Raw genomic sequence first — 20545 nt, 5'->3', positions numbered from 1 at the left:
GGGCGGGACCGGCTTAGCGGCCGAAGCTGCGCAGCCGCAGCGAGTTGGCCACCACCAGCACCGAACTGGCGGCCATTGCGGCGCCGGCGATCATCGGGTTGAGCAGGCCCAGGGCTGCCACCGGAATGCCCACGGCGTTGTAGAAGAACGCCCAGAAAAGGTTCGTCTTGATGGTGCCCAGCGTTCGGCGGGAGAGCTCGATCGCCTGCGCCACCTGCCCGAGGTCGTTGCCCATCACCGTCAGATCGGCGGCCTCGATGGCGACGTCGGTGCCGGAGCCCATAGCGATGCCCAGGTCCGCCTGCGCTAGCGCCGCGGCGTCGTTGACGCCGTCCCCGGCCATCGCCACAGTGGCGCCCGCCGCTTGCAGCTTCCGCACGGCGTCGACCTTGCCCTCCGGGAGTACACCCGCGAAGACGTCGTCCGGGCTGATCCCGACGGCGGCCGCCACCTGCGCGGCCACGGCGGCGTTGTCACCGGTCAGCAGGATCGGCCGGAGCCCGAGTTCCCGGAACCGGGCGACCGCGGCTGCGGAGCCGGGCTTGAGGGTGTCCCGCAGGCGGATGATGCCGGCGGGTTCGCCGTCAACGGCAACCCAGATGGCCGTGGCGCCCGAGTCTTCGGCAGTGCCCAGCGCCTCCCGCTGCGCCGGGGCCGGGGCGATGCCGAGCTCCAGCAGCCAGCCGGTGCGCCCCGCGGTTACCCGCCGTCCGTCCACGGTGCCCTGGACGCCGCCGCCGGGCGCGGAACGGAAGCCGGCGACGGCGGGGTGGCCGGCGCCGTCGTTGTTCAAGCCCTCCGCGGTCAAAGCCGCAGCGGCGATGGCCCGGGCGATCGGGTGCTCGGAGGCGKTTTCCACTGCCCCCGCGAGGCGCAGGACCTCGGCTTCGCTGTGCGGTCCGAAGCTGTGGATGCCGTCCACGGCGAGCCGGCCGGTGGTGACGGTTCCGGTCTTGTCCAGCAGGATCGTGTCCACCGTCCGGGTGTCCTCGAGGACCTGCGGCCCCTTGATCAGGATGCCGAGCTGGGCGCCGCGGCCGGTTCCCGTGAGCAGCCCCACCGGTGTGGCCAGCCCCAGGGCGCAGGGGCAGGCGATGACCAGCACAGCGACGGCGGCGGTGAAGGCGGCCCGGACCTCGTCGGGGCCCATGGCCGGTGCGGCCGCCATCAGCCAGGCCCCGAAGGTGAGGGCGGCGATGGCCAGGACGACCGGTACGAAGACGGCGCTGATGCGGTCTGCGAGCCGGGCGATGGGTGCTTTTCCGGTCTGCGCCGCAGAGACGAGGCGCCCCATTTGGGCCAGCGTGGTTTCGGACCCGACGCGGGTGGCGCGGACCAGCAACCGGCCGGAGGTGTTGATGGTGGCCCCGGTGACTTGGCTGTCCGGGCCAACTTCCACCGGTACGGACTCGCCGGTCACAAGGGAGGCGTCCACGGCCGAGGAGCCGTCGATGACCACGCCGTCGGTGGCGATCTTCTCGCCGGGGCGGACCACCATCACATCTCCGACGGCCAGCTGGTCGGCCGGGATCTTGTGCTCGGTGCCGTGGCGCAGGATCGTCGCGTCCTTTGCCCCCAGGTCCAGCAGGGCCCTGAGGGCGTCGCCGGCCTTCCGTTTGGCATTGGCCTCGAGGTAGCGGCCAAGGAGCAGGAACGTGGTGACCACGGATGCGACCTCGAAATACAGGCCGCCGGAGCCCATGCCCTCCGCTGCCGGGTGTGCGGTCATGCGCGGGTCGGCTAGGAGCTGGCCGGCCGAGAACGCGTAGGCAGCAATCACGCCGATTGATACCAGGGTGTCCATGGTCGAGGCCAGGTGCCGGGCGTTGGCTGCCGCGGCGCGGTGAAACGGCCACGCCGCCCAGGTGACCACCGGCAGGGCAAGGACGGCGGCCGTCCAGCCCCAGTTCGGGAACTGCAGCGCCGGGATCATCGAGATCGCGAACACCGGCACGGTGAGCGCGGCTGCCGCGGCGAGCCGCGGGCGGAGTGAGGGTGCGGCTGAGCCAGTCGGACCCCCGGTGGTGGCCGGGAGTTCTGCGGGCTCAACCGGTGTGCCCGGGTACTTGGGGGACCGGATCGTGGCCTTGTAGCCAGCGGCCGCGACCGTGGCGGTGATTTGGTCGTCGGTAATGTCCGCCGGGACGCTGACACGGGCGGACTCGAGGGGCAGGTTGACGCTGGCCTCGACGCCGTCGAGCTTTCCGAGCCTGCGCTCGACCCGGTTGACGCAGGAGGCGCAGGTCATGCCCTCGATATCGAGGTCAATGACCCGGCTTCCGGCTTGGTCCAACAACTGCTCGCTGCTCACGGCGCCCTTCTTTTCCCGTCGATGCCCTGTCTGCCGTTGGCCGGCGTCTGCCGTCCGCCGGCGCGAACGTCACTCAGGCTTCGCTGGCGACCATGAGGTAGCCGGCCTCGGCGACGGCCTCGCCGATCTCGGAGGACGACAGTGTCTCGCTGGAGGTGATCGTGACGGTGGAGATGCCCCCGGCCTTGAGATCGACGTCGACCTTTTCGACGCCGGAGAGCGCCTCAAGTTCTTCGCTGACGGAGGACACGCAGTGGCCGCAGGTCATGCCGGAAACGTTGACGGTGGTGGAAACGGTGGCCATGGCGTGCTCCTTGTCGCTGGGCAGGTGGTGGTTCCCCGGCCCGGTGGTGTGGTGGGTGGTGCAGGTCCTAGCGCAGGAGGCGTCCGATTGCATCGGTGGCTTCCTTGACTTTGAAATCGATGGCCTCGGCCCGAAGCTCCGGATCCGGCTCGGCGGCGGCGCCGACAACGCAGTGCCCGATGTGCTCCTCGACGAGCCCCAGGCTCACCGCGTGCAGGGCCTTGGTGACGGCGGCGACCTGAGTGAGGATGTCGATGCAGTACTTGTCCTCGTCAACCATCCGGGCGATGCCGCGGACCTGCCCTTCGATCCGCTTGAGCCGGCGAAGGTAGGCATCCTTGTTGGCCGTGTAGCCGTGCTGCTCGTGGGGCGCTGTGTCCAAGCTCAACGGGTCCAAGCTCAACGGGTCCGGGCGCGCCGTGCCGGGGACTTCTGACTCGCTCATGCCCCCAACATATACCCCCTAGGGGTATGTTTCAAGCCTGCGTGCGGGCTTGCGGGGAATCTGGAACGTTGCGCAAATTAAAGAGCTCCGGAGTGCGTTATTGGGGGATACGCACTCCGGAGCAGCTATAGGGTAGGCGGTTCGTCCCGCCTACACATCGAGCTTACTTGGCGGTAGTGGGATAACACCAGCACTCCGAATAAGTACTTTCGCTTTATTTTCTACCCGCCGGAACGATGAGGATCGGACGTTCCTGATGGTGGCTCAGCCATGCCGCCACAGAGCCGTTGAGCGCCGCGGAAATGCGGTGGCCGATGCCGCGTTCGGGGGTCCCCACCACAATCATGCGCGCGTTGGCGTCCGCGGCCAGCCTGCCGATCGCCCGGGCGGGGTCCCCGGCCAGGGTGCGCAGTGTCCAGTCGATCCCCAGGCCTGCGCAGTGTGCCTCAATGGCCGAACGCAACTCCTGGGTGGTCTCCCGGATCCGGGCGTCGTCCGCGTCCGGATGCAGCGACAGGCGGTGCGCGGACCGCGCCGGATCCCACTCCACGAGGTAGCTTGCCTCATCCACGTAGGCGCAGATCATGGGCGCGGCCAGGGTCTTCGCAAGGGATGCCGCCAGCTGCAGCACCTCGGGATGCTGCCCCGGAACCACGCCCACCACGAGGGGCGCCGGGCCGTCGGCGGAGTCGTCAGACATACTTCATTCTGGCGCCGGGGTGCCGCCCTGAACAGGGGCTTACTTCCCGTTCCCGCAGCTCGGGACGGCGCTGGCGCAGTTTGCCGGGGAATCCCTTGAACAGCCCGGGGACGGGGCCTACGGTTGAAGAACACAGGAGGAGGTGGCCGCCGTGGAGATCTACATGTGGTGGTTGGATCTGGATTTGGCGAGCAAAGAATGGCTTCGGGAAAATCTCCGGACCGTCGAACTGCCCGAGGCCGTGCAGCGGGGGATAGCCGCCGCCGGCGGCCCCAGTCCCGCTGAATCGTCCGCCGGCGGCGCCGCAGTTTTGACGGCTGCGGACTGGGACTTCATCGAGACGCAGTCGGAGTTCGTCGACTGACACGCGCCACGGTACCCCCGTCGGCGCCGGGAGAAAACCATTGCGGCCTTCCGGCGGGGATGGTTGCATGGGACGCATGGCTACTGCAGAGAGTTATGTCCTGGCGATCGGGACCAAGAAGGGCCTTTGGCTGGCGACCAGCCCGGACCGGAGGCACTGGTCCTTGTCCGGGCCGCATTTTCTGATGAGTGAGGTGCCCAGCATCGGCATCGATACCCGCGATGGCAGGACCCGGATCCTGGTGGGGGTCCGCTCCGAGCACTGGGGTCCCACGGTTTTTCACTCCGATGACCTGGGCGGAACTTGGAGCGAACCCGAAAATGGCGCCATCACGTTCCCCGACGGCACCGAGGCCGCCTTGGAACGGATCTGGCAGATCCACCCGGACGCCGACTCCCGCCCGGGCGTCGTGTGGGCGGGATGTGAACCGATCTCCGTCTGGAAATCGACCGACGGCGGCGAGCATTTCGAGCTCAACCGCGGCCTCTGGGACCATCCGCACCGCAGCGAATGGGGCGCAGGCTACGGCGGCGCCGCGGCGCACTCGATCGTCGTTGACCCCACGGGCGAGAAAGTCCACGTTGCCATGAGCACGGGAGGGGTCTACCGCTCGCTCGACGGCGGCACCTCCTGGGAGCCGCGCAACAAGGGGATTTCCGCCTACTTCATGCCGGATCCCAATCCGGAATTCGGCCAGTGCGTCCACAAGATCGCGGCCGACGCCGCCGTCGACGGCCGGCTGTACGCGCAAAACCACCACGGCGTGTACCGCAGCGACGACGACGCCGAATCGTGGGAGTCGATCGCCGAGGGGCTGCCGGCTGACTTCGGTTTTGTGATGCTGACGCATCCGCGCCGGGCCGGTACGGCCTGGGTGATCCCGCTGAAGGCTGACGGCGAACGGATTCCGCCGGACGGGAAGTTGGCCGTGCACCGGACGGATGACGCCGGCGCCAGCTGGAAACGGCTCGACGCCGGGCTTCCGGAAGCTGAGTACAACGCCGTGCTGCGAGATGCCGCCAGCGTCGATGGCGCGGAGCCCGCGGGCGTCTACTTCGGGACGCGGGGCGGCAGTGTCTACGCCAGCGCCGACGAGGGCGAACACTTCACCGAAATCGCCTCGCACCTGCCGGACGTGCTGTGCGTGCGGGCGGCCGTGGTTTCCGCGGCTTTGGTGCCGGCGCAGCCGTGAGGGGACGAACAAGCGCATGAACGGCGCCATGGTCGACGGCGACTCCATGCCGGCCGAGTCCGCGATCAGTGTGGTCCTGCCCAGCGCGCTCCAGCCGCTCGCTGGCGGGCAGTCCATCCTGACTACGCCCGCTGAGGCTACGGTGACGGTGGAGTGGTTGCTGGATACGGTGACCGGGGACTACCCGGCTCTGTCGCGGCGGTTGCGGGACGAGACCGGAAGCGTTCGCCGTTACGTGAATATATACGTCAACGGGAATGAAATCCGGCGGCTGCAGGGCCTGGTGACTGCCGTGGCACCAGGCCAGGAAGTCCTCATCATCCAGTCAGTGGCGGGAGGCTGAGCCTCAGGCGACCCGCCAGACGGTGCATTCGTCCGCGTTGATGGCCTTGCGCATGCCCGATTGGCGGTCCATGATCCAGACGACGCCGATTCCGGGGGCCGTTTCCTGGACGCTGCCGCGGCGGATCACGACGTCGTCGTAGTTCGGGCCCACGCTCAGGTGGGCCTCGATCTCATCGCCGCGGTGCAGCTGGTCGAGGGCGCGGATACGGGTTACATGGGCTTTGGCTTCCTTCAACATGGCGGGGCCTCCTGACTGGAGCTGGTGCCTGCTCTTGCCGGCACTTCCAGTGTCCTGCGCCAATGTTGCGTCCGCGTTTCAGCACGGTAAGGGGCCGGTTAGTTTTCGACGGCGCGGCGGTTACCGGCCCTCTTTTTCGCCGGCCCCCTTAGTTTGCCGGCCGCCGCACTGCCGGCGGGCGCGCTCAGGGGAGTTGTCGTTCCCCCGGGCGCTGGACCCGGAACCACCGGTATCCGTAGCGGTCCAGCGGAAGCTCGAAGGCGCCGTCGTCGGAGAGCGGGATGTCCTCGCCGCCGAGCAGGTCCCGGAGCACGGCCCCGGCGTACGACCGCACCTCGCCGCCCGTCGCGTCCGGACCCGCTGGCCCGCTTTCCTCGCCCTCCTGCGGCGATGCCGCCGCCATCGCGCCCGTCACGGACACCGGCTCCGCGCCGAAGTTGTGGGCGACAATCACCGTGGAACCGTCCCACGTGCAGCGCTGCAGCAGCACCGCCGGCGAGCCCTGCTTGATGAGTTCGAACCTGCCCCAGCCGAGCTCGGGACATTCCCGGTAGCGCTGGATCAGCGTCGCGACGAAGTTCCACAGCGAATCGGGATCCGGTTTCGCGGCCGCGGCGTTGATATGTGCCGGGCCGAAGGGTCCCTCCACCGGCTGGGCCACGAGGTCCCCGGACGGGGCGGTCGAGAAGCCGCCGTTCGTGGTGTTGTCCCACTGCATGGGGGAGCGGACGGCCGAGCGGCCCTTCGCCCGCAGGTCCTCGCCCATCCCGATCTCTTCGCCGTAGAAGAGCACCGGGGTGCCCGGCAGCGAGAACATCAGGGAGTAGACCATGCGGATCCTGGCCGGGTCGCCGCCGAGCATGGTGGGCAGCCGCCGCCGCAGTCCGCGGCCGTACATCTGCATGTCGGGATCTGGGCCGAAGGCTGCGAAGACCTCGTCGCGTTCGGCATCGCTGAGTTTGTCCAGCGTGAGTTCATCGTGGTTCCGGACGAACATGGCCCATTGGTTGTCAGGATTGATTTTCGGACGGCTGCTCAGCGTCCGGGCCAGCGGCCGGGCGTCCTGCCGGGCCAGTGACAGGTACATGTTCTGCATCGAGAGAAAATCAAACTGCATGTTCAGCTCGTTGCCGGCCGGGCCGCCGAAGTACTTCAGCTGTTCCTTGTACGGGAGATTGACCTCGCCGAGCAGCACGGCACTGCCCTGGCGGCGGTTGAGGAAGCTGCGCAGGGCGCTCAGGTATTGGTGCGGATCGATTCTCGCGGCCTCGTCCTTGGGCTCGCCGAGCAACTCCAGAAAGAAGGGCACCGCATCCAGCCGGAAGCCGTCCAGGCCCAGCTGCAGCCAGAATCCCATGGACTTCGCGATCTCGTCCCGCACCTTGGAATTCATCACGTTCAAGTCCGGCTGGTGTTTGGCGAACATGTGCAGATACCACTCACCGGTGGCCTTGTCCTGGGTCCAGATGGAGGTCTCCTCGCCGGGAAACACCACCTGGTCCGAGGTGTCCGGCGGCGTGTCCTTCCGCCAGACGTAGTAGTCGCGGTACGGGTTGTCCACGGACTTCCGGGCCTGGACGAACCACGGGTGCCGGTCGGAGGTGTGGTTGATGACAAAGTCCGCGATCACCCGGATGCCGCGATCGTTGGCGGTGCGGATGAATTCCACCAGGTCCCCCGGGCTCCCCAGCCGGGGGTCCACGCCGTACATGTCGGTGACATCGTAGCCGTCGTCCCGGTCCGGGGAGGGGTAGAAGGGCATGAGCCAGATGCAGGTAATTCCGAGCGCGGCAAGATAGTCAACGCGCTGGATCAGCCCGCCGAAGTCTCCGGTGCCGTCGCCGTCGCCGTCGAAGAAAGTCTCCGGGTCCAGGCAGTAGATCACCGCGTTTTTCCACCAGAGGTCAGAGGTTTCGGCGATTCTCACAGCGCACCGTCCGGTCCGGTCAGGGCTTGTCCGGCCGGGCGGAGCTGGGGGAGGACGTGTTCGGCGAAGACGTCGATAAACGGAGCCTGCTCCTGGCCCACGAAGTGCAGGTACAGCTCGTCGAATCCGAGGTCCAGATAGGACGCGAGCCATTGGGCGTGCTGCCCGGCATCGGCGGAAACGTTGACGGCCGCCCGCACCTGGTCCTCCTGGACACCGGCGCTGACGCCGTCGAAATGGGCCGCCGTGGGCAGGTCCCAGGGAATCGGCGGCGCAAAGACGTTGGTGCGCCACTGGTCCATAGCGATCGCGACGGCCTCGGCCTCTGTCGGTGCCCAGGACAGGTGGACCTGGAGGGCAGCGTTCCCGCGGCCACCGGCGTCCCGGTAGGCCGCCAGCATGTCCTTCAGCTTTTCCGGCGGCTGGTTCACGGTGACGAGTCCGTCCGCCCAGGCCGCCGCCCGGCGCGCTGTTTTCACGCTCACGGCCGGGGCAATGAGCGGCGGCTTGGTCTCCGGGACGTCCCAGATCCGGGCTTGCTCCACCGTGACGAGGCCGTGGTGCGTGACCACGTCGCCGGCGTGGAGCCGGCGGATGATGTCGACGCACTCCTCCAGCCGGCGCTGCCGCGTCTCCTTCTGCGGCCAGTGCTCGCCGGTGACGTGCTCGTTCATGTACTCACCGCTGCCCGGCGCCATCCAGAAGCGGCCGGGAAACATGTCCGCCAAGGTGGCCGAGGCGTGCGCGATGATCGCCGGGTGGTAGCGCTGCCCGGGCGCCGTCACCACCCCGAAACGCAGCCCGGTGGTGGCCAGCGCGGCCCCGAGCCAGGACCAGGCGAAGCCGGAGTGGCCCTGCCGGGCGGACCACGGCTCAATATGGTCCGAGCACATCGCGGCATCGAAGCCGGCCTGCTCGGCCAGCTGCACGTCCTTGAGGAGGCGGCCGGGGCTGATCTGTTCATGCGAGGCGTGGAACCCAATGGTAGCCATCACCCATGTCTACCGTGGGGGCGGGGCCGTGTCGAGGAAACCCTCGTTGGGGAAAGCCCTGCGGCGGGGCTGGCGGTGCCGGGTCCGCGGCGCAAGAATGGGCGCTATGCGACTGCCGTTGATGCCACCCATTGCGCCCATGCTGGCCAAAGCACTCCCTGCCCTGCCGGTGCCGGACACTGGAAAGGGCTGGCTCTTTGAACCGAAGTGGGACGGGTTCCGCTCCATCATCTTCCGCGACGGCGACGAGGTGGAGATCGGCAGCCGGAACGGCAAGCCGATGACGCGCTACTTCCCCGAGCTCGTCGAGGCGCTGAAGACGGAGCTGCCGGAACGCTGCGTGGTGGACGGCGAGATCATCCTGGTGGCGGCCTCGGGGGACCGGCTCGACTTCGATGCGCTCCAGCAGCGCATCCATCCGGCCGCCAGCCGGGTGAAGCTGCTCGCGGGACAGACCCCGGCGCGTTTCGTGGCGTTCGACCTGCTCGCCCTCGGCGACGAGGACCTCACCGGAAAACCCTTCGCCGAGCGCCGGCGGGAGCTCGAACGCGCACTCGCGGCCAGCGCGGCCCCGGTCCACCTGACGGCCGCGACTTCCGACCGGGACACGGCGCAGCGCTGGTTCCGGCAGTTCGAGGGCGCCGGACTTGACGGCATCGTGGCCAAGACGCTGGAGGGCACCTACCAGCCGGACAAGCGCGCGATGGTCAAGGTCAAGCATGAGCGGACGGCGGACTGCGTGCTCGCCGGATACCGCGTGCACACCTCCGGTCCGGACCGGATCGGCTCGCTGTTGCTGGGGCTCTACGACGACGCCGGGGTGCTGGCGAATGTCGGCGTGGTGGGCGCCTTCCCGATGGCACGGCGCCAGGAGCTGTTTGCCGAGCTGCAGGAGCTGGTCACCGGTTTCGAGGACCACCCCTGGGCCTGGGCCCGGCAGGAGGAGGGGGCGCGGACCCCGCGGAATGCCCAGGGAAGCCGGTGGAGCGGCGGCAAGGACCTGTCCTTCACCCCGCTCCGGCCCGAGCGCGTGGTGGAAGTGAAGTACGACCACATGGAGGGCGAACGGTTCCGACACACTGCCCAGTTCGTGCGCTGGCGTCCGGACCGGGATCCGCACTCCTGCACCTATGACCAGCTGGAGGAGCCGGTGAAGTTCGATCTCGCCGCGGTGCTGGGCGCCGTACGCTAAGGCCCAAACCTAACCTGAGACAACGCAATAGCGCCTTTAACGACGCGGCCCGCCCCCAGAAGGGACGGGCCGCCGTCGTGCGGTGCGGAACTGCCGGCTGAGCGCCGGGCGGGAACCTAGTGCTGCTGGCCGAGCTCCCGGGTGGGGACCTTGAACGTCTCCTTGGCCGTCAGTGCCGCGACGGTGGCGATCAGGCAGATGATGCCGGTGAAGATGCTGATCTGGACCCAGCCGCCGGACTGGATGCCGCCCATGGCCGCGACGATCGCCGGGGCGAAACCGGCCATCAGGAAGCCAAGCTGCGTACCGATCGCGAGGCCGGAGAAGCGGACGTTGGTGGTGAACATCTCGGCGTAGAAGGAGGGCCAGACCGCGTTGGCCGCAGCGTAGCCGAACGAGAAGAACCCGATTGCCGCGAGGAACATCAGAGGGACACTGCCGGATTCGAGGCTCAGCAGGAAGACCGGGGTCAGGACCGCGCTGGACAGTGCGCCATAGATGAAGACCGGTTTGCGGCCGATCTTGTCCGCGAGCATGCCGAACAGCGGCTGGGTGCCCAGGGCCATGAAGTTGGCGCCCACCACGAGCCAGAGGGTGGTGGTGCCGTCCACGCCGGCGACGTTCTTGGCGTAGCTGATGGCCAGGGTGCCGAAGACGGTGGACACGGCGGCGATGAAGGCGCAGGCGATGACGCGGAGGACATCGCGCCAGTGGTCCTTGAGGAGGTCGGCCACCGGGAGCTTGGAGATCTGCTTGGTCTTCTGGGCTTCCTCGAACGCCGGGGGCTCGTGCAGGGTGCGGCGGATGAAGAACGCGATCAGCACAACCACGGCGCTGAGCCAGAACGGGATGCGCCAGCCGATGGTGTATTTGATCTCATCGGGCAGGGCCAGTACGGGGATGAAGACGAGGGCGGCGAGGATCTGGCCGCCCTGGGTTCCGGTCAGGGTCCAGGAGGTGAAGAACGAGCGGCGGTTGTCCGGGGCGTGCTCGAGCGTCATGGAGGAGGCGCCGGCCTGCTCGCCGGCTGCGGACAGGCCCTGGCAGAGCCGTGCCAGCACCAGAAGTGCCGGGGCCCACCAGCCGACCGTGTCGAAGTCCGGGAGACAGCCGATAACGAAAGTGGCGGCACCCATCAGCAGCAGCGTGAACATGAGGACCTTCCGGCGTCCAATCCTGTCGCCGAAGTGGCCGAGGATGACCGCGCCGACCGGACGGGCCACGTAGGCGAAGCCGAAGGTCGCGAAGGACATGATGGCCGCATTGGTGTCCGCATCGGGGAAGAAAACGTGCGGGAAGATCAGTGCCGCTGCGGAACCGAAGATGAAGAAGTCGTAATACTCGACGGCGCTGCCCAGGAAGCTGGCAAGGGCCGCCTTCTTCGGCGTCCCTCCTGTGACGGTACCCGGCGTCGTGGACGGGACAGTGTGGCTCATGGTGTTCCTTTGGTGTGACGACGTTGTCGCGGATGGATCAGGAAGGTCTCGACTGCCGCTTGCTTAAGTGTGGTGCAGCCGGAGGTCCGAGGAAAGACCAGGATTAGTAGCCACATGGTGGAAGCTACTTTTGCGATATAGCAATCATGACTGTGAGCACAGTCACCTGTCAAGAAAAATAATCACCATCTAGAAATAGCTCTCACTATGTGGGAATATCAGTACATGAGTGTGAATCAAGCCACAGATACGCCCGCCGCTTCCGGGTATCCCGGGGAAGCCCCTGCAAAGCCGGCCAAAGCCGCCAGGGAGGACTCGCGGACGGACATGGTGGGCAAGGCGCTGGGCCTGCTGGTCCTCCTGGGCGACGAGCCGCGCGGCGCCAGTGCCGCGGACATTTCCCGCCGGGCGGATCTGCCGTTCAGCACCACCTATCGCCTGCTCGGGTCCCTGACGCGGGACGGCTTCGTGGACTATGAGCCGGACGGCCGCCGCTACCACCTGGGGCTGCGGGTGTTCCAGCTCGGCCAGCGCGTTTCCAACCATCACGGCTTCGCGGGTACGGCCCTGCCCATCCTGCGGCGGGTCACCGAGGAAACGGGCGAGGCGACCATCCTCTCCGTGCGCGACGGCCTCCACCACCTGACGGTGAACAAGGTGGACGGCCCGCAGACCTTCCGGGTCACGAGCGACCCCGGGCATCTCGGGGCCCTGCACACCACCTCGGTGGGCAAGGCGCTGGTGGCGTTCGCCGATGACGCCACCCGCGTCCAGCTCGTCGACGAGCTGCCCCTGGAACCACTGACGGCGCTCTCCATCACCGACCGCGAGGCTTTCCGGGCGGAAATCGAGCAGGTCCGGCGCCAGGGCTACGCGACCATGGACGAGGAAAACGAGCTCGGCATGCGCGCCGTCGCCGTCCCGGTCTTCAACGCCCAGGGGCACGCCTTCGCCTCCCTTGCCACGGCAGTTCCGGTGTTCCGCCTCAGCATGGAGTCCCTGGTGGCCCTTGTGCCGTTGCTTCAGGCGGCGGCCGCCGAGCTGTCGGCCCGGCTGCCCCAGCGGTGACGGCCCGACGCCGGAGCCACCGCCGTAACAATAAGTTCGTCATTCGAACAACAGTGCAACATGTGAACAAAGTCTGTAATGTAATCCCTGTCACCCGGGCCGCCGGAGATGCCGCAAGCGTCCCAGCCCGCCGAGTGCCGTTGTCAAAGGAGCTAACCGGATGAGCAATCGAGCAGAGTCCTTCCTCGTGGGCCTCGTGGGAGACGGCGTCATGCCCTCCCTCACGCCCTACATGCACGAACGCGAAGGCGACGTGCAGGGCCTCCGGTACCTCTACCGCCCGATCGACCTCACCGAACTCGGCCTGCCCGGCCAGGCCGTGGGGGAGCTGCTCGCCGGCGCCCGGAGCCTCGGGTTCAACGGATTGAACATCACGCACCCCTGCAAGCAGCTCGTGCTCGACTACCTGGACGAAGTCTCCGCAGACGCCCGGCGCCTCGGCGCCGTCAACACCGTGGTCATCCGCGAGGGCCGCTTCATCGGCTACAACACCGACTTTTCCGGCTTCGCGGCGGCGCTGGCCTCCGGGCTCCCCGGCGCCACCCTGGACCGCGTGGTGCAGCTGGGCGCCGGCGGCGCCGGTTCCGCCGTCGCCTACGCCTTGCTCACCGCGGGGGTCCGCGAACTGGACCTCGTGGACACCGACGCGGCGCGCTGCGCCGCCCGGGCGGCCGAGCTCGCCGGATTCTTCCCGGACCGGACCGTCACTGCCCGGACGACGGCGGAGCTCCCGCAGCTCATGCCGCAGGCCGACGGCCTGGTGCACTGCACCCCCGTGGGCATGGCCGCCCACCCGGGCGTTCCGCTGGACATGTCCCTCGTGGAGTCCCGGCACTGGGTGGCCGACATCGTGTACCGGCCGATCGAAACCGAGCTTGTCCGCGAGGCGCGCGCCAAGGGCTGCGACGTGCTCGACGGCGGCCGGATGGCCGTGGGCCAGGCGGCGGACGCCTTCCGGATCTTCACCGGGCGCCAGGCCGATGCCGACCGCATGCGCTCCCACTTCCTGGAACTTGTGGCCGCGGAAGAAGTGGCCGCCTGATGCGCACCGGAATCGCCACCGTCTGCCTCGCCGGCACCCTGCGGGAAAAAATGCAGGCCTGCGCCATGGCCGGCTTCGACGGGATCGAAATCTTCGAACAGGACCTCGTGACGTCCCCGCTGAGCCCGGAGGACGTCCGGAAACTGGCCGCCGACCTCGGCCTGAACCTGGACCTCTACCAGCCCTTCCGCGACTTCGACAGTGTTCCCGAGGACTTGCTCGCCGCCAACCTTCGCCGCGCGGATGCCAAGTTCAGGCTCATGTCCCGCCTGGGCATGGACACCATGCTGCTCTGTTCCAACGTCGGCACGGCCACGATCGACGACGACGATCTCCGGGCAACCCAGCTCTCCCGGCTCGCGCACCTCGCGGGTGAACACGGCGTCAAGGTCGCCTATGAGGCCCTCGCCTGGGGCAAGTACGTCAACGACTACGAGCACGCCCACCGGCTGGTCGACATGGTGGACCACCCCAACCTGGGCACCTGCCTGGACTCCTTCCACATCCTCTCCCGGGACTGGGACACCGCGCCGATCGAGGCCTTCAACCCGGAGAAGATCTTCTTCGTGCAGGTCGCCGATGCCCCCAAGCTGTCCATGGACGTGCTGTCCTGGAGCCGGCACTACCGGGTGTTTCCGGGTGAGGGCCAGTTCGAGCTCGCCAAGTTCATGGGCCACGTGGTCCGCGCCGGCTACACCGGGCCGGTGTCGCTGGAGGTGTTCAACGACGTCTTCCGCCAGTCCGACGTCGAACGCACCGCCGTCGATGCCATGCGGTCGCTGATCTGGCTCGAAGAGCAAAGCGCCGCCTGGCTAGAGGCAAACCCGGCCCCCGCCGAAGGCGAGGAGGCCAGCAAGGCGGCCGGCCCCGCGGCCCGGCGCCGCTACCCCATGGAGCTCGCCACGCTACCCCGGGTGGCCGAGCCCGCCGGCTTCAACTTCGCCGAGGTCCGCGCAGGGGACACCGCCGGCCTGGAAACCCTGCTCGGCCAGCTGGGGTTTGCGTTTAACGGGCGGCATCGGACCAAGGACGTGCAATTGTGGACCATGGGCCACGCCCGCGTGATCATCACTGAAGAACCGGCCACCGCCGCCGGTGCTGCCCTCCAGCAGGCTCCCGCCGCCGCTGCCATTTCCGCTGCCATTTCTGCCGTGGGCTTTGACGTCGACTCTCCCGTCATCGCCGCCGCCCGCGCCCAGCAGCTCAAGGCTCCCGCGGTGCCGCGCAAGAGCCAGGCCAACGAGGAAGTCTTCCAGGGCTTCGCCGCGCCGGACTCCACCGAAATCTTCCTCTGCCAGGGCAGCCCGGACGGCACCGCCGCGTGGACCCGGGAATTCGGCGACGGACTGGGCGTCCCCGCGGAGGATCGGGCCGGCAACCCGGGCGCCGTGATCGACCACGTCAACCTCGCCCAGCCGTGGCAGCACTTCGACGAGGCCGTGCTCTTCTACACCAGCGCGCTTGCGCTGGAGCCGCAGCCGTTCGCCGAGGTGGCCAGCCCCACCGGGCTGGTCCGGTCCCAGGTGATGCTCACGCAGGACCGGGGCGTCCGCCTGGTGCTGAACCTGGCGCCGCTGCTGCAGCAGGAGGGCCCCGCCGGCGCGTCCGGGACCGGCCACCGCCGCACCTACCAGGAGCACGTGGCGTTCGCCGTGGATGACCTCGTGGCCACTGCCCGGGCCGCACGGGACCGCGGACTGGACTTTCTGCGGATCCCGGCGAACTACTACGAGGACCTCGATGCCCGGTTCGAGCTGGAGCCGGAATTCCTGGCCACGCTCCGCGAGCTCAACCTGCTCTATGACCGCGATGCCGACGGCGAATTCCTGCATTTCTACACGGCCACGGTGGGCAGCGTGTTCTTCGAAATGGTGGAACGCCGCGGCGCCTACGACGGCTACGGCGCCCCGAACGCCCCGGTGCGGCACGCCGTCCAGTACGACCATCTGCACCACCTGACCCGCACTTCCTGACCCCATCCGAACAACAAACACACCAAGGAAAGGAGGCTGCTGTGCCTGAAGAAATCAACCTCGACATCTTCAATGCCGACCCGATCACCGAGGACGTGTCCGACGAAGCCACGGAGGCCGCACCAAAGACGTATGCGCCGCTCGACGCCGCCGCTGAGTCGCAGGCGGACCTCAGCGCCGAGATGAAGGCGATCGGCGAGGCCTACGCGCAGGCCCTCAAAAACGGAGCCCCGGCCGAAACCCAGCCGCGGCTCGACTACGCGCCGTACCGCAGCAGCGTCCTGCGCCACCCCACCAAGGACCTGCACCACGCGGACCCGGAAACCATCGAACTCTACTCGCCAGCGTTCGGGCACATGGACGTCCACGCGCTGGAAGCGGACCTGACCATCGCGCACAACGGCGAGCCGCTGGGCGAACGCATCGTGGTCTCCGGCCGCGTGCTCGACGGCGACGGCCGCCCCGTGGCCGGCCAGCTTGTGGAGATTTGGCAGGCGAACTCCGCCGGCCGCTACATCCACAAGCGGGACCAGCACCCGGCACCGCTGGACCCCAACTTCACCGGCGTCGGCCGCTGCATCACGGGCGCCGACGGCTCCTACAGCTTCACCACCATCAAGCCCGGCGCCTACCCGTGGAAGAACCACCTCAATGCCTGGCGCCCGGCCCACATTCACTTCTCCCTGTTCGGGCAGGAGTTCACCCAGCGGATCGTCACCCAGATGTACTTCCCCGGTGACCAGCTGTTCCCGCTGGACCCGATCTACCAGTCGATCGTGGACCAGGATGCCCGCGACCGGCTCGTGGCCACCTACAACCACGAGCAGACCAAACCCGAATGGGCTCTGGCCTACAACTGGGACATTGTCCTGACCGGGTCCAAGCGGACCTGGACAGAAAACGAGGCATTGGGCGCAGGAGGCGACGAGAATGAATAGGAGCGCCATGAGTAAACTCACCCCGACACCGGGCCAGACGGTGGGGCCGTTCTATGGCTACGCCCTGCCCTACGCCAAGGACCGCGAGCTCCTGGCCCCCGGCTCCCCGGGCTCCATCCGGCTCCAGGGCACCGTCTATGACGGCGCCGGGCACCCGATCCCGGACGCGATCCTGGAGATCTGGCAGGCCGACGCGGACGGCAACGTTCCGCACCGCACGGGCTCCCTGGTCCGCGACGGCTACACCTTCACCGGCTTCGGCCGGAGCGCCGTGGGCAACACCGGCGTCTTCACCTTCACCACGGTGAATCCCGGCCCCACCGAGGAGGGCGCGGCGCCGTTCATCGCCGTCGCCGTCTTTGCCCGGGGCCTGATGAACCGCCTGTTCACCCGCGTCTACCTGCCGGAGGACGAGGAAGCCCTGGCCAAGGATCCGCTGCTCAGCTCGCTCGAGCCGGACCGCCGCCGGTCCCTGATCGCGCGCCGGGATCCCGACGGCGGACTGACCTGGGACATCCGCCTCCAGGGCGAGGGCGAGACGGTGTTCCTGGATTTCAACGACGCCGAGGGTGCCTCGAAGTGACCTTCTTCGAGACCCACGGTGACGCCGGCCTGCACGGCGACGTTGGCCTGCTGAATCCCGTGTCGGCGTCGCCGCTTGTGGCGGCGCTGACCGGGGACCGTGCAGTGCTCGCCGCCATCCTGCAGGTCGAGGCGGGCTGGGCGGCCGTCCTGGACGAGGCGGGCCTCGCCCCGGCCGGGTCCGCCGCCGTGGTGGCCGCAGCAGCGGACGTGCAGCGGTACGACGTCGCGGGCATCGCCGTGCGCGCGCAGGGCGGCGGCAACCCCGTCATCCCGCTGCTCGCCGACCTCCGGGAACAGGTCCGGGCCCTGGACACCGGGGGTCTCGGCGCGGTACAGGCCGTTCATACCTCGCTGACCAGCCAGGACGTGCTCGACTCGGCACTGATGGTGCTGGCTGCCGGGGCCGTGCGCGAGCTGAAGGCCGAGCTCAAGACCGCGACGTCCGCCCTCGCCGGCCTCGCTGAAGCCCATGCGGCCACGCTTTGTGTTGCCCGCAGCCTGACCCAGCACTCGCTGCCCTACAGCTTCGGGCTGCGGGCCGCGCAGTGGTTCAACGGGCTCGCGGCCGCGGCCAGCCGGCTTGAGGCCCTTGACCTGCCGGTCCAGACCGGCGGCGCTGCCGGAACTCTCGCCGCCGGCACAGCACTGACTTCCGCCGGCGGGCCGCTCTCCCCGTTTGACCTCGCCGACCGGCTCGCCGCCCGCCTGGGTCTCGCCACGGTTCCTGCCCCCTGGCACACCAACCGGTTGGCCGTGACCGGGCTCGGCGACGCGCTGGCGGCCGTGACGGACGCGGCCGGAAAGATGGCCGCCGACATCCTGTTCCTGAGCCGGCCGGAAGTGGCCGAGCTCGCCGAACCGCGCGTCGCGGGACGGGGCGTGTCCTCGGCCATGCCGCAAAAGCAGAACCCCGTGCTCTCCGTGCTGATCCGCAGCGCCGCCCTGCAGGCTCCGGCCCTGGCCGCACAGCTGCACCTCGCGGCCGCCAATTTCAACGACGAACGCCCCGACGGCGCCTGGCACAGCGAATGGGTGGCCCTGCGCCAGCTGCTGCGTCTGGCCCTCGGCGCCGCGGCGCAGATGCGCGAATTGGCCGAAGGGCTGCAGGTCTTCCCCGCAGCGATGCGCCGCAACCTGGACCTCGCCGGCCCGCTGCTGCTCTCTGAAGCCGTCAACGCCGCCGTCGCGCCGCTTTTGGACGTGCGCAGCGCCGAGACGGGATCGGGCCGGACCGGGAAGCAGCGCCTGCAGGGCGTCGTGGACGAAACGCTCCGGGCCCCGGCCGCGGAGCAGGCGGCCACCTACCGGACACTGCTCCGCGCGGCCGTCCCGGAATATCTGCTCACCGACGCCCGGCTTGAGGAGCTTTTGGACCCGGCCAACTACCTCGGCCAGGCCGTTGAGATCTCCCGCCGCATCCTCGCGGCGTACCCGGAATACGCCACCGCCCACGCCGCCGCCCCGGCCGGCGCCACCGCTCACCAACTGCAGAATGGAACCTCCCGTGGCTAGACCCACCGTCAAAGCAGTCCTGCTTTCGCCCCAGCGCGCGCTGGGCGACAAGCCCCTCCTCATCGTGGGCCCATCGCTCGGAACATCCTCCCTCGTGTGGAGCCAGGCCGGCGCCCTGCTGGGCGACGACGTCGACGTCGTCGCCTGGGACCTGCCCGGGCACGGCGTCTCGCCCGCAGCGCAGGAGACCTTCACGGTCGCCGACCTCGCGGACGCCGTGATCGGCCTGGTCGATTCGATCGCCCCGGGTGCGCGCTTCCACTACGCCGGCGTGTCCCTCGGCGGGGCCACCGGCCTGCAGCTCGCCATCAAACACGGCGACCGGCTCAAGAGCCTGTCCGTGCAGTGCTCCGGCGCGAAGCTCGGCACCCCCGAGGGCTGGCTGGAGCGCGCCGAAACCGTCCGCACACAGGGAACCCCGGTGATGATCCAAGGCTCGGCGCAGCGCTGGTTCGCCCCGGGATTCATGGAGAGCCAGCCCGAACTCAGCAGCCGGCTCCTGCACACCCTCCGGGACGCCGACCGCCTCAGCTACGCCTTCTGCTGCGAGGCCCTGGCCGGCTTCGACGTGCGGGACCAGCTCGGCACCATCCGCGTCCCCACGCAGGTTGTTGCCGGCGTCCTGGACGCCGTCGCCCCGCCGTCCATGGCCGAGGAAGTCGCCGCGGGCATCACCTCCGGCGGCGGCACGGCCACGGCCGTCAGCCTGGAGGGCGTGGCACACCTGGCGCCCTTCGAGGCGCCGGGGCACATCGCCGAGTTGCTGAAAAGCCTCATCACCTGGACCGAGACCCAAGGAGCGGGCGAATGACCGGACACCAACTCAACAGCCCCGAACGAAACGGCGTAGTCCAGCCCGGCGCGACAAGCCAGGAAATCTACGACGGCGGCATGAAAGTCCGCCGCGAGGTCCTCGGCGCCGCGCACGTGGACCGCGCCAACGCGAACAAGGATTCCTTCACCGAGGACTTCCAGGACATGATCACCCGGATCGCCTGGGGCGGCATCTGGACCCGGCCCGGGATCAGCCGCCAGATGCGCTCGGCCGTCACCCTTACCGCCATGGTGGCGCACGGGCACTGGGAAGAACTGGCCATGCACATCCGTGCCGCCATCACCAACGGCCTGAGCCGGGATGAGATCAAGGAAATCCTGCTCCAGACCGCCATCTACTGCGGGGTCCCCTCCGCCAACACGGCCTTCAAGACCGCCCAGCAGGTGTTCCAATCCATGGACAACACAGAAATGGACCAGACAGCATGAACCAGGCTTTCATTTACGATGCCGTGAGGACGCCCTTCGGGAAGTTCGGATCCGGCCTGGCCGCCGTCCGTCCGGATGATCTTGCCGCGCACGTGATCCGGGAAGCGGTGAAGCGCGCCCCCGGGCTGGACGTGGAGCGGGTCGATGAGGTGGTGTTCGGCAACGCCAACGGCGCGGGCGAGGAAAACCGCAACATCGCCCGGATGGGCACCCTGCTGGCCGGGCTGCCGGTCTCGGTCCCGGGCACCACGGTCAACCGGCTCTGCGGCTCCTCGCTGGACGCGACGATCATCGCGTCCCGGCAGATCAACACCGGCGATGCCGAGCTGATGCTGGTCGGTGGCGCCGAATCGATGTCCCGCGCCCCGTGGGTGCTGCCCAAGACCGAGAAGCCGTACCCGGCCGGGGACCTCACCCTGGCCTCCACTACGTTGGGCTGGCGGCTGGTGAACCAGGCCATGCCGACGGAGTGGACCATTTCCCTGGGCGAGGCCACCGAACGGCTGGCCGGGAAGTACGGTGTGGGCCGCCAGGCGCAGGACGAGTTCTCCGCCAGCTCGCACAACCTGGCCGCCGCGGCGTGGGACGAGGGCTTCTACGACAACCTCGTCGTCCCGGTCCCGGGCACTGACCTGGTCCGCGACGAGGGCATCCGGGCCGGGTCCTCGGCGGAGAAGCTCGCCGGGCTCAAGACCGTGTTCCGCGCGGAGAACGGCAC

At 68.6% G+C, this 20545-nt stretch carries 21 protein-coding genes; 13 read left to right on the top strand and 8 right to left on the bottom strand.

All coding sequences use genetic code 11. The features are described from left to right. Nucleotides 1–13: 13 nt before the first annotated feature. From AC1D2F_RS00105 to AC1D2F_RS00090, 4 genes are all read right to left on the bottom strand, one after another. Nucleotides 14–2248, bottom strand: a complete 2235-nt coding sequence (locus tag AC1D2F_RS00105; protein WP_476966095.1) for a heavy metal translocating P-type ATPase — start codon at nt 2246–2248, stop codon at nt 14–16. 136 nt (nt 2249–2384) lie between these two features. Beyond that, nucleotides 2385–2615, bottom strand: a complete 231-nt coding sequence (locus AC1D2F_RS00100; RefSeq protein ID WP_229991991.1) for a cation transporter — start codon at nt 2613–2615, stop codon at nt 2385–2387. A 67-nt stretch (nt 2616–2682) separates the two neighbouring features. Next, on the bottom strand, nt 2683–3060 hold the full coding sequence (locus AC1D2F_RS00095; RefSeq protein ID WP_476965966.1) for a metal-sensitive transcriptional regulator: 378 nt from the start codon (nt 3058–3060) through the stop codon (nt 2683–2685). Nucleotides 3061–3274: 214 nt separating this feature from the next. Beyond that, nucleotides 3275–3760, bottom strand: coding sequence for a universal stress protein (locus AC1D2F_RS00090; RefSeq protein WP_229991905.1), 486 nt, complete (start codon nt 3758–3760; stop codon nt 3275–3277). A gap of 151 nt (nt 3761–3911) precedes the next feature. Here AC1D2F_RS00090 and AC1D2F_RS00085 point away from each other — a divergent pair, with 151 nt between their 5' ends. From AC1D2F_RS00085 to AC1D2F_RS00075, 3 genes are all read left to right on the top strand, one after another. After that, nucleotides 3912–4124 carry a hypothetical protein gene (locus AC1D2F_RS00085; RefSeq protein ID WP_229991906.1) on the top strand — a complete coding sequence of 71 codons (213 nt, stop codon included), beginning with the start codon at nt 3912–3914 and terminating at the stop codon, nt 4122–4124. A 67-nt stretch (nt 4125–4191) separates the two neighbouring features. After that, nucleotides 4192–5316: a WD40/YVTN/BNR-like repeat-containing protein gene (locus tag AC1D2F_RS00080; RefSeq protein ID WP_476965965.1), complete on the top strand. Its 1125-nt coding sequence runs from the start codon at nt 4192–4194 to the stop codon at nt 5314–5316. Nucleotides 5317–5332: 16 nt separating this feature from the next. After that, complete coding sequence (locus tag AC1D2F_RS00075) at nt 5333–5659, top strand: MoaD/ThiS family protein (protein WP_476965964.1); 327 nt, start codon at nt 5333–5335, stop codon at nt 5657–5659. A gap of 3 nt (nt 5660–5662) precedes the next feature. On the opposite strand, the gene AC1D2F_RS00070 is transcribed toward AC1D2F_RS00075, so the two are convergent. From AC1D2F_RS00070 to AC1D2F_RS00060, 3 genes are all read right to left on the bottom strand, one after another. Continuing rightward, complete coding sequence (locus AC1D2F_RS00070) at nt 5663–5899, bottom strand: hypothetical protein (RefSeq protein WP_476965963.1); 237 nt, start codon at nt 5897–5899, stop codon at nt 5663–5665. Between the two features lie 184 nt (nt 5900–6083). Then, nucleotides 6084–7826 carry an alpha-amylase family protein gene (locus tag AC1D2F_RS00065; RefSeq protein ID WP_476965962.1) on the bottom strand — a complete coding sequence of 581 codons (1743 nt, stop codon included), beginning with the start codon at nt 7824–7826 and terminating at the stop codon, nt 6084–6086. Then, nucleotides 7823–8818 carry a TIGR03885 family FMN-dependent LLM class oxidoreductase gene (locus AC1D2F_RS00060; RefSeq protein WP_364746603.1) on the bottom strand — a complete coding sequence of 332 codons (996 nt, stop codon included), beginning with the start codon at nt 8816–8818 and terminating at the stop codon, nt 7823–7825. The genes AC1D2F_RS00065 and AC1D2F_RS00060 overlap by 4 nt, the downstream gene beginning before the upstream one ends. A gap of 106 nt (nt 8819–8924) precedes the next feature. Here AC1D2F_RS00060 and AC1D2F_RS00055 point away from each other — a divergent pair, with 106 nt between their 5' ends. After that, the gene (locus AC1D2F_RS00055) at nt 8925–10010 is read left to right on the top strand and encodes an ATP-dependent DNA ligase (protein WP_229991912.1); all 1086 of its coding nucleotides are present in this window, start codon (nt 8925–8927) and stop codon (nt 10008–10010) included. A 116-nt stretch (nt 10011–10126) separates the two neighbouring features. Here AC1D2F_RS00055 and AC1D2F_RS00050 read toward each other — a convergent pair whose 3' ends face one another. Next, nucleotides 10127–11446 carry an MFS transporter gene (locus AC1D2F_RS00050; protein WP_229991913.1) on the bottom strand — a complete coding sequence of 440 codons (1320 nt, stop codon included), beginning with the start codon at nt 11444–11446 and terminating at the stop codon, nt 10127–10129. Nucleotides 11447–11671: 225 nt separating this feature from the next. Between AC1D2F_RS00050 and AC1D2F_RS00045 the strand changes: the two genes are divergently transcribed. The 9 genes from AC1D2F_RS00045 to AC1D2F_RS00005 all read left to right on the top strand — a co-directional run. Next, nucleotides 11672–12514 carry an IclR family transcriptional regulator gene (locus AC1D2F_RS00045; protein ID WP_229991914.1) on the top strand — a complete coding sequence of 281 codons (843 nt, stop codon included), beginning with the start codon at nt 11672–11674 and terminating at the stop codon, nt 12512–12514. A 160-nt stretch (nt 12515–12674) separates the two neighbouring features. Next, nucleotides 12675–13556, top strand: coding sequence for a shikimate dehydrogenase (locus AC1D2F_RS00040; protein WP_229991915.1), 882 nt, complete (start codon nt 12675–12677; stop codon nt 13554–13556). Further along, nucleotides 13556–15529: a TIM barrel protein gene (locus AC1D2F_RS00035; RefSeq protein ID WP_476965961.1), complete on the top strand. Its 1974-nt coding sequence runs from the start codon at nt 13556–13558 to the stop codon at nt 15527–15529. The genes AC1D2F_RS00040 and AC1D2F_RS00035 overlap by 1 nt, the downstream gene beginning before the upstream one ends. 41 nt (nt 15530–15570) lie before the next feature. Next, the gene (gene pcaH, locus AC1D2F_RS00030) at nt 15571–16467 is read left to right on the top strand and encodes a protocatechuate 3,4-dioxygenase subunit beta (protein WP_476965960.1); all 897 of its coding nucleotides are present in this window, start codon (nt 15571–15573) and stop codon (nt 16465–16467) included. Between the two features lie 7 nt (nt 16468–16474). Continuing rightward, entirely contained in the window at nt 16475–17050 is a 576-nt protein-coding gene (gene pcaG / locus AC1D2F_RS00025; RefSeq protein WP_476965959.1) for a protocatechuate 3,4-dioxygenase subunit alpha, read from the top strand. After that, complete coding sequence (locus tag AC1D2F_RS00020; protein WP_476965958.1) at nt 17047–18564, top strand: lyase family protein; 1518 nt, start codon at nt 17047–17049, stop codon at nt 18562–18564. The genes pcaG and AC1D2F_RS00020 overlap by 4 nt, the downstream gene beginning before the upstream one ends. After that, nucleotides 18557–19375: an alpha/beta fold hydrolase gene (locus tag AC1D2F_RS00015; RefSeq protein ID WP_476965957.1), complete on the top strand. Its 819-nt coding sequence runs from the start codon at nt 18557–18559 to the stop codon at nt 19373–19375. The genes AC1D2F_RS00020 and AC1D2F_RS00015 overlap by 8 nt, the downstream gene beginning before the upstream one ends. Continuing rightward, nucleotides 19372–19827, top strand: a complete 456-nt coding sequence (gene pcaC, locus AC1D2F_RS00010; RefSeq protein WP_364746591.1) for a 4-carboxymuconolactone decarboxylase — start codon at nt 19372–19374, stop codon at nt 19825–19827. Before AC1D2F_RS00015 ends, pcaC begins: the two co-directional genes overlap by 4 nt. Beyond that, nucleotides 19824–20545 (top strand): thiolase family protein (locus tag AC1D2F_RS00005; protein WP_476965956.1); only part of this gene is annotated, 722 nt, incomplete at its 3' end. The genes pcaC and AC1D2F_RS00005, both read left to right, overlap by 4 nt.

It is taken from the genome of Arthrobacter sp. P1_B3, from assembly GCF_056406615.1.
Note: the sequence above shows the minus strand (reverse complement) of the source record. Positions and strands in the feature narration are given on the sequence as shown.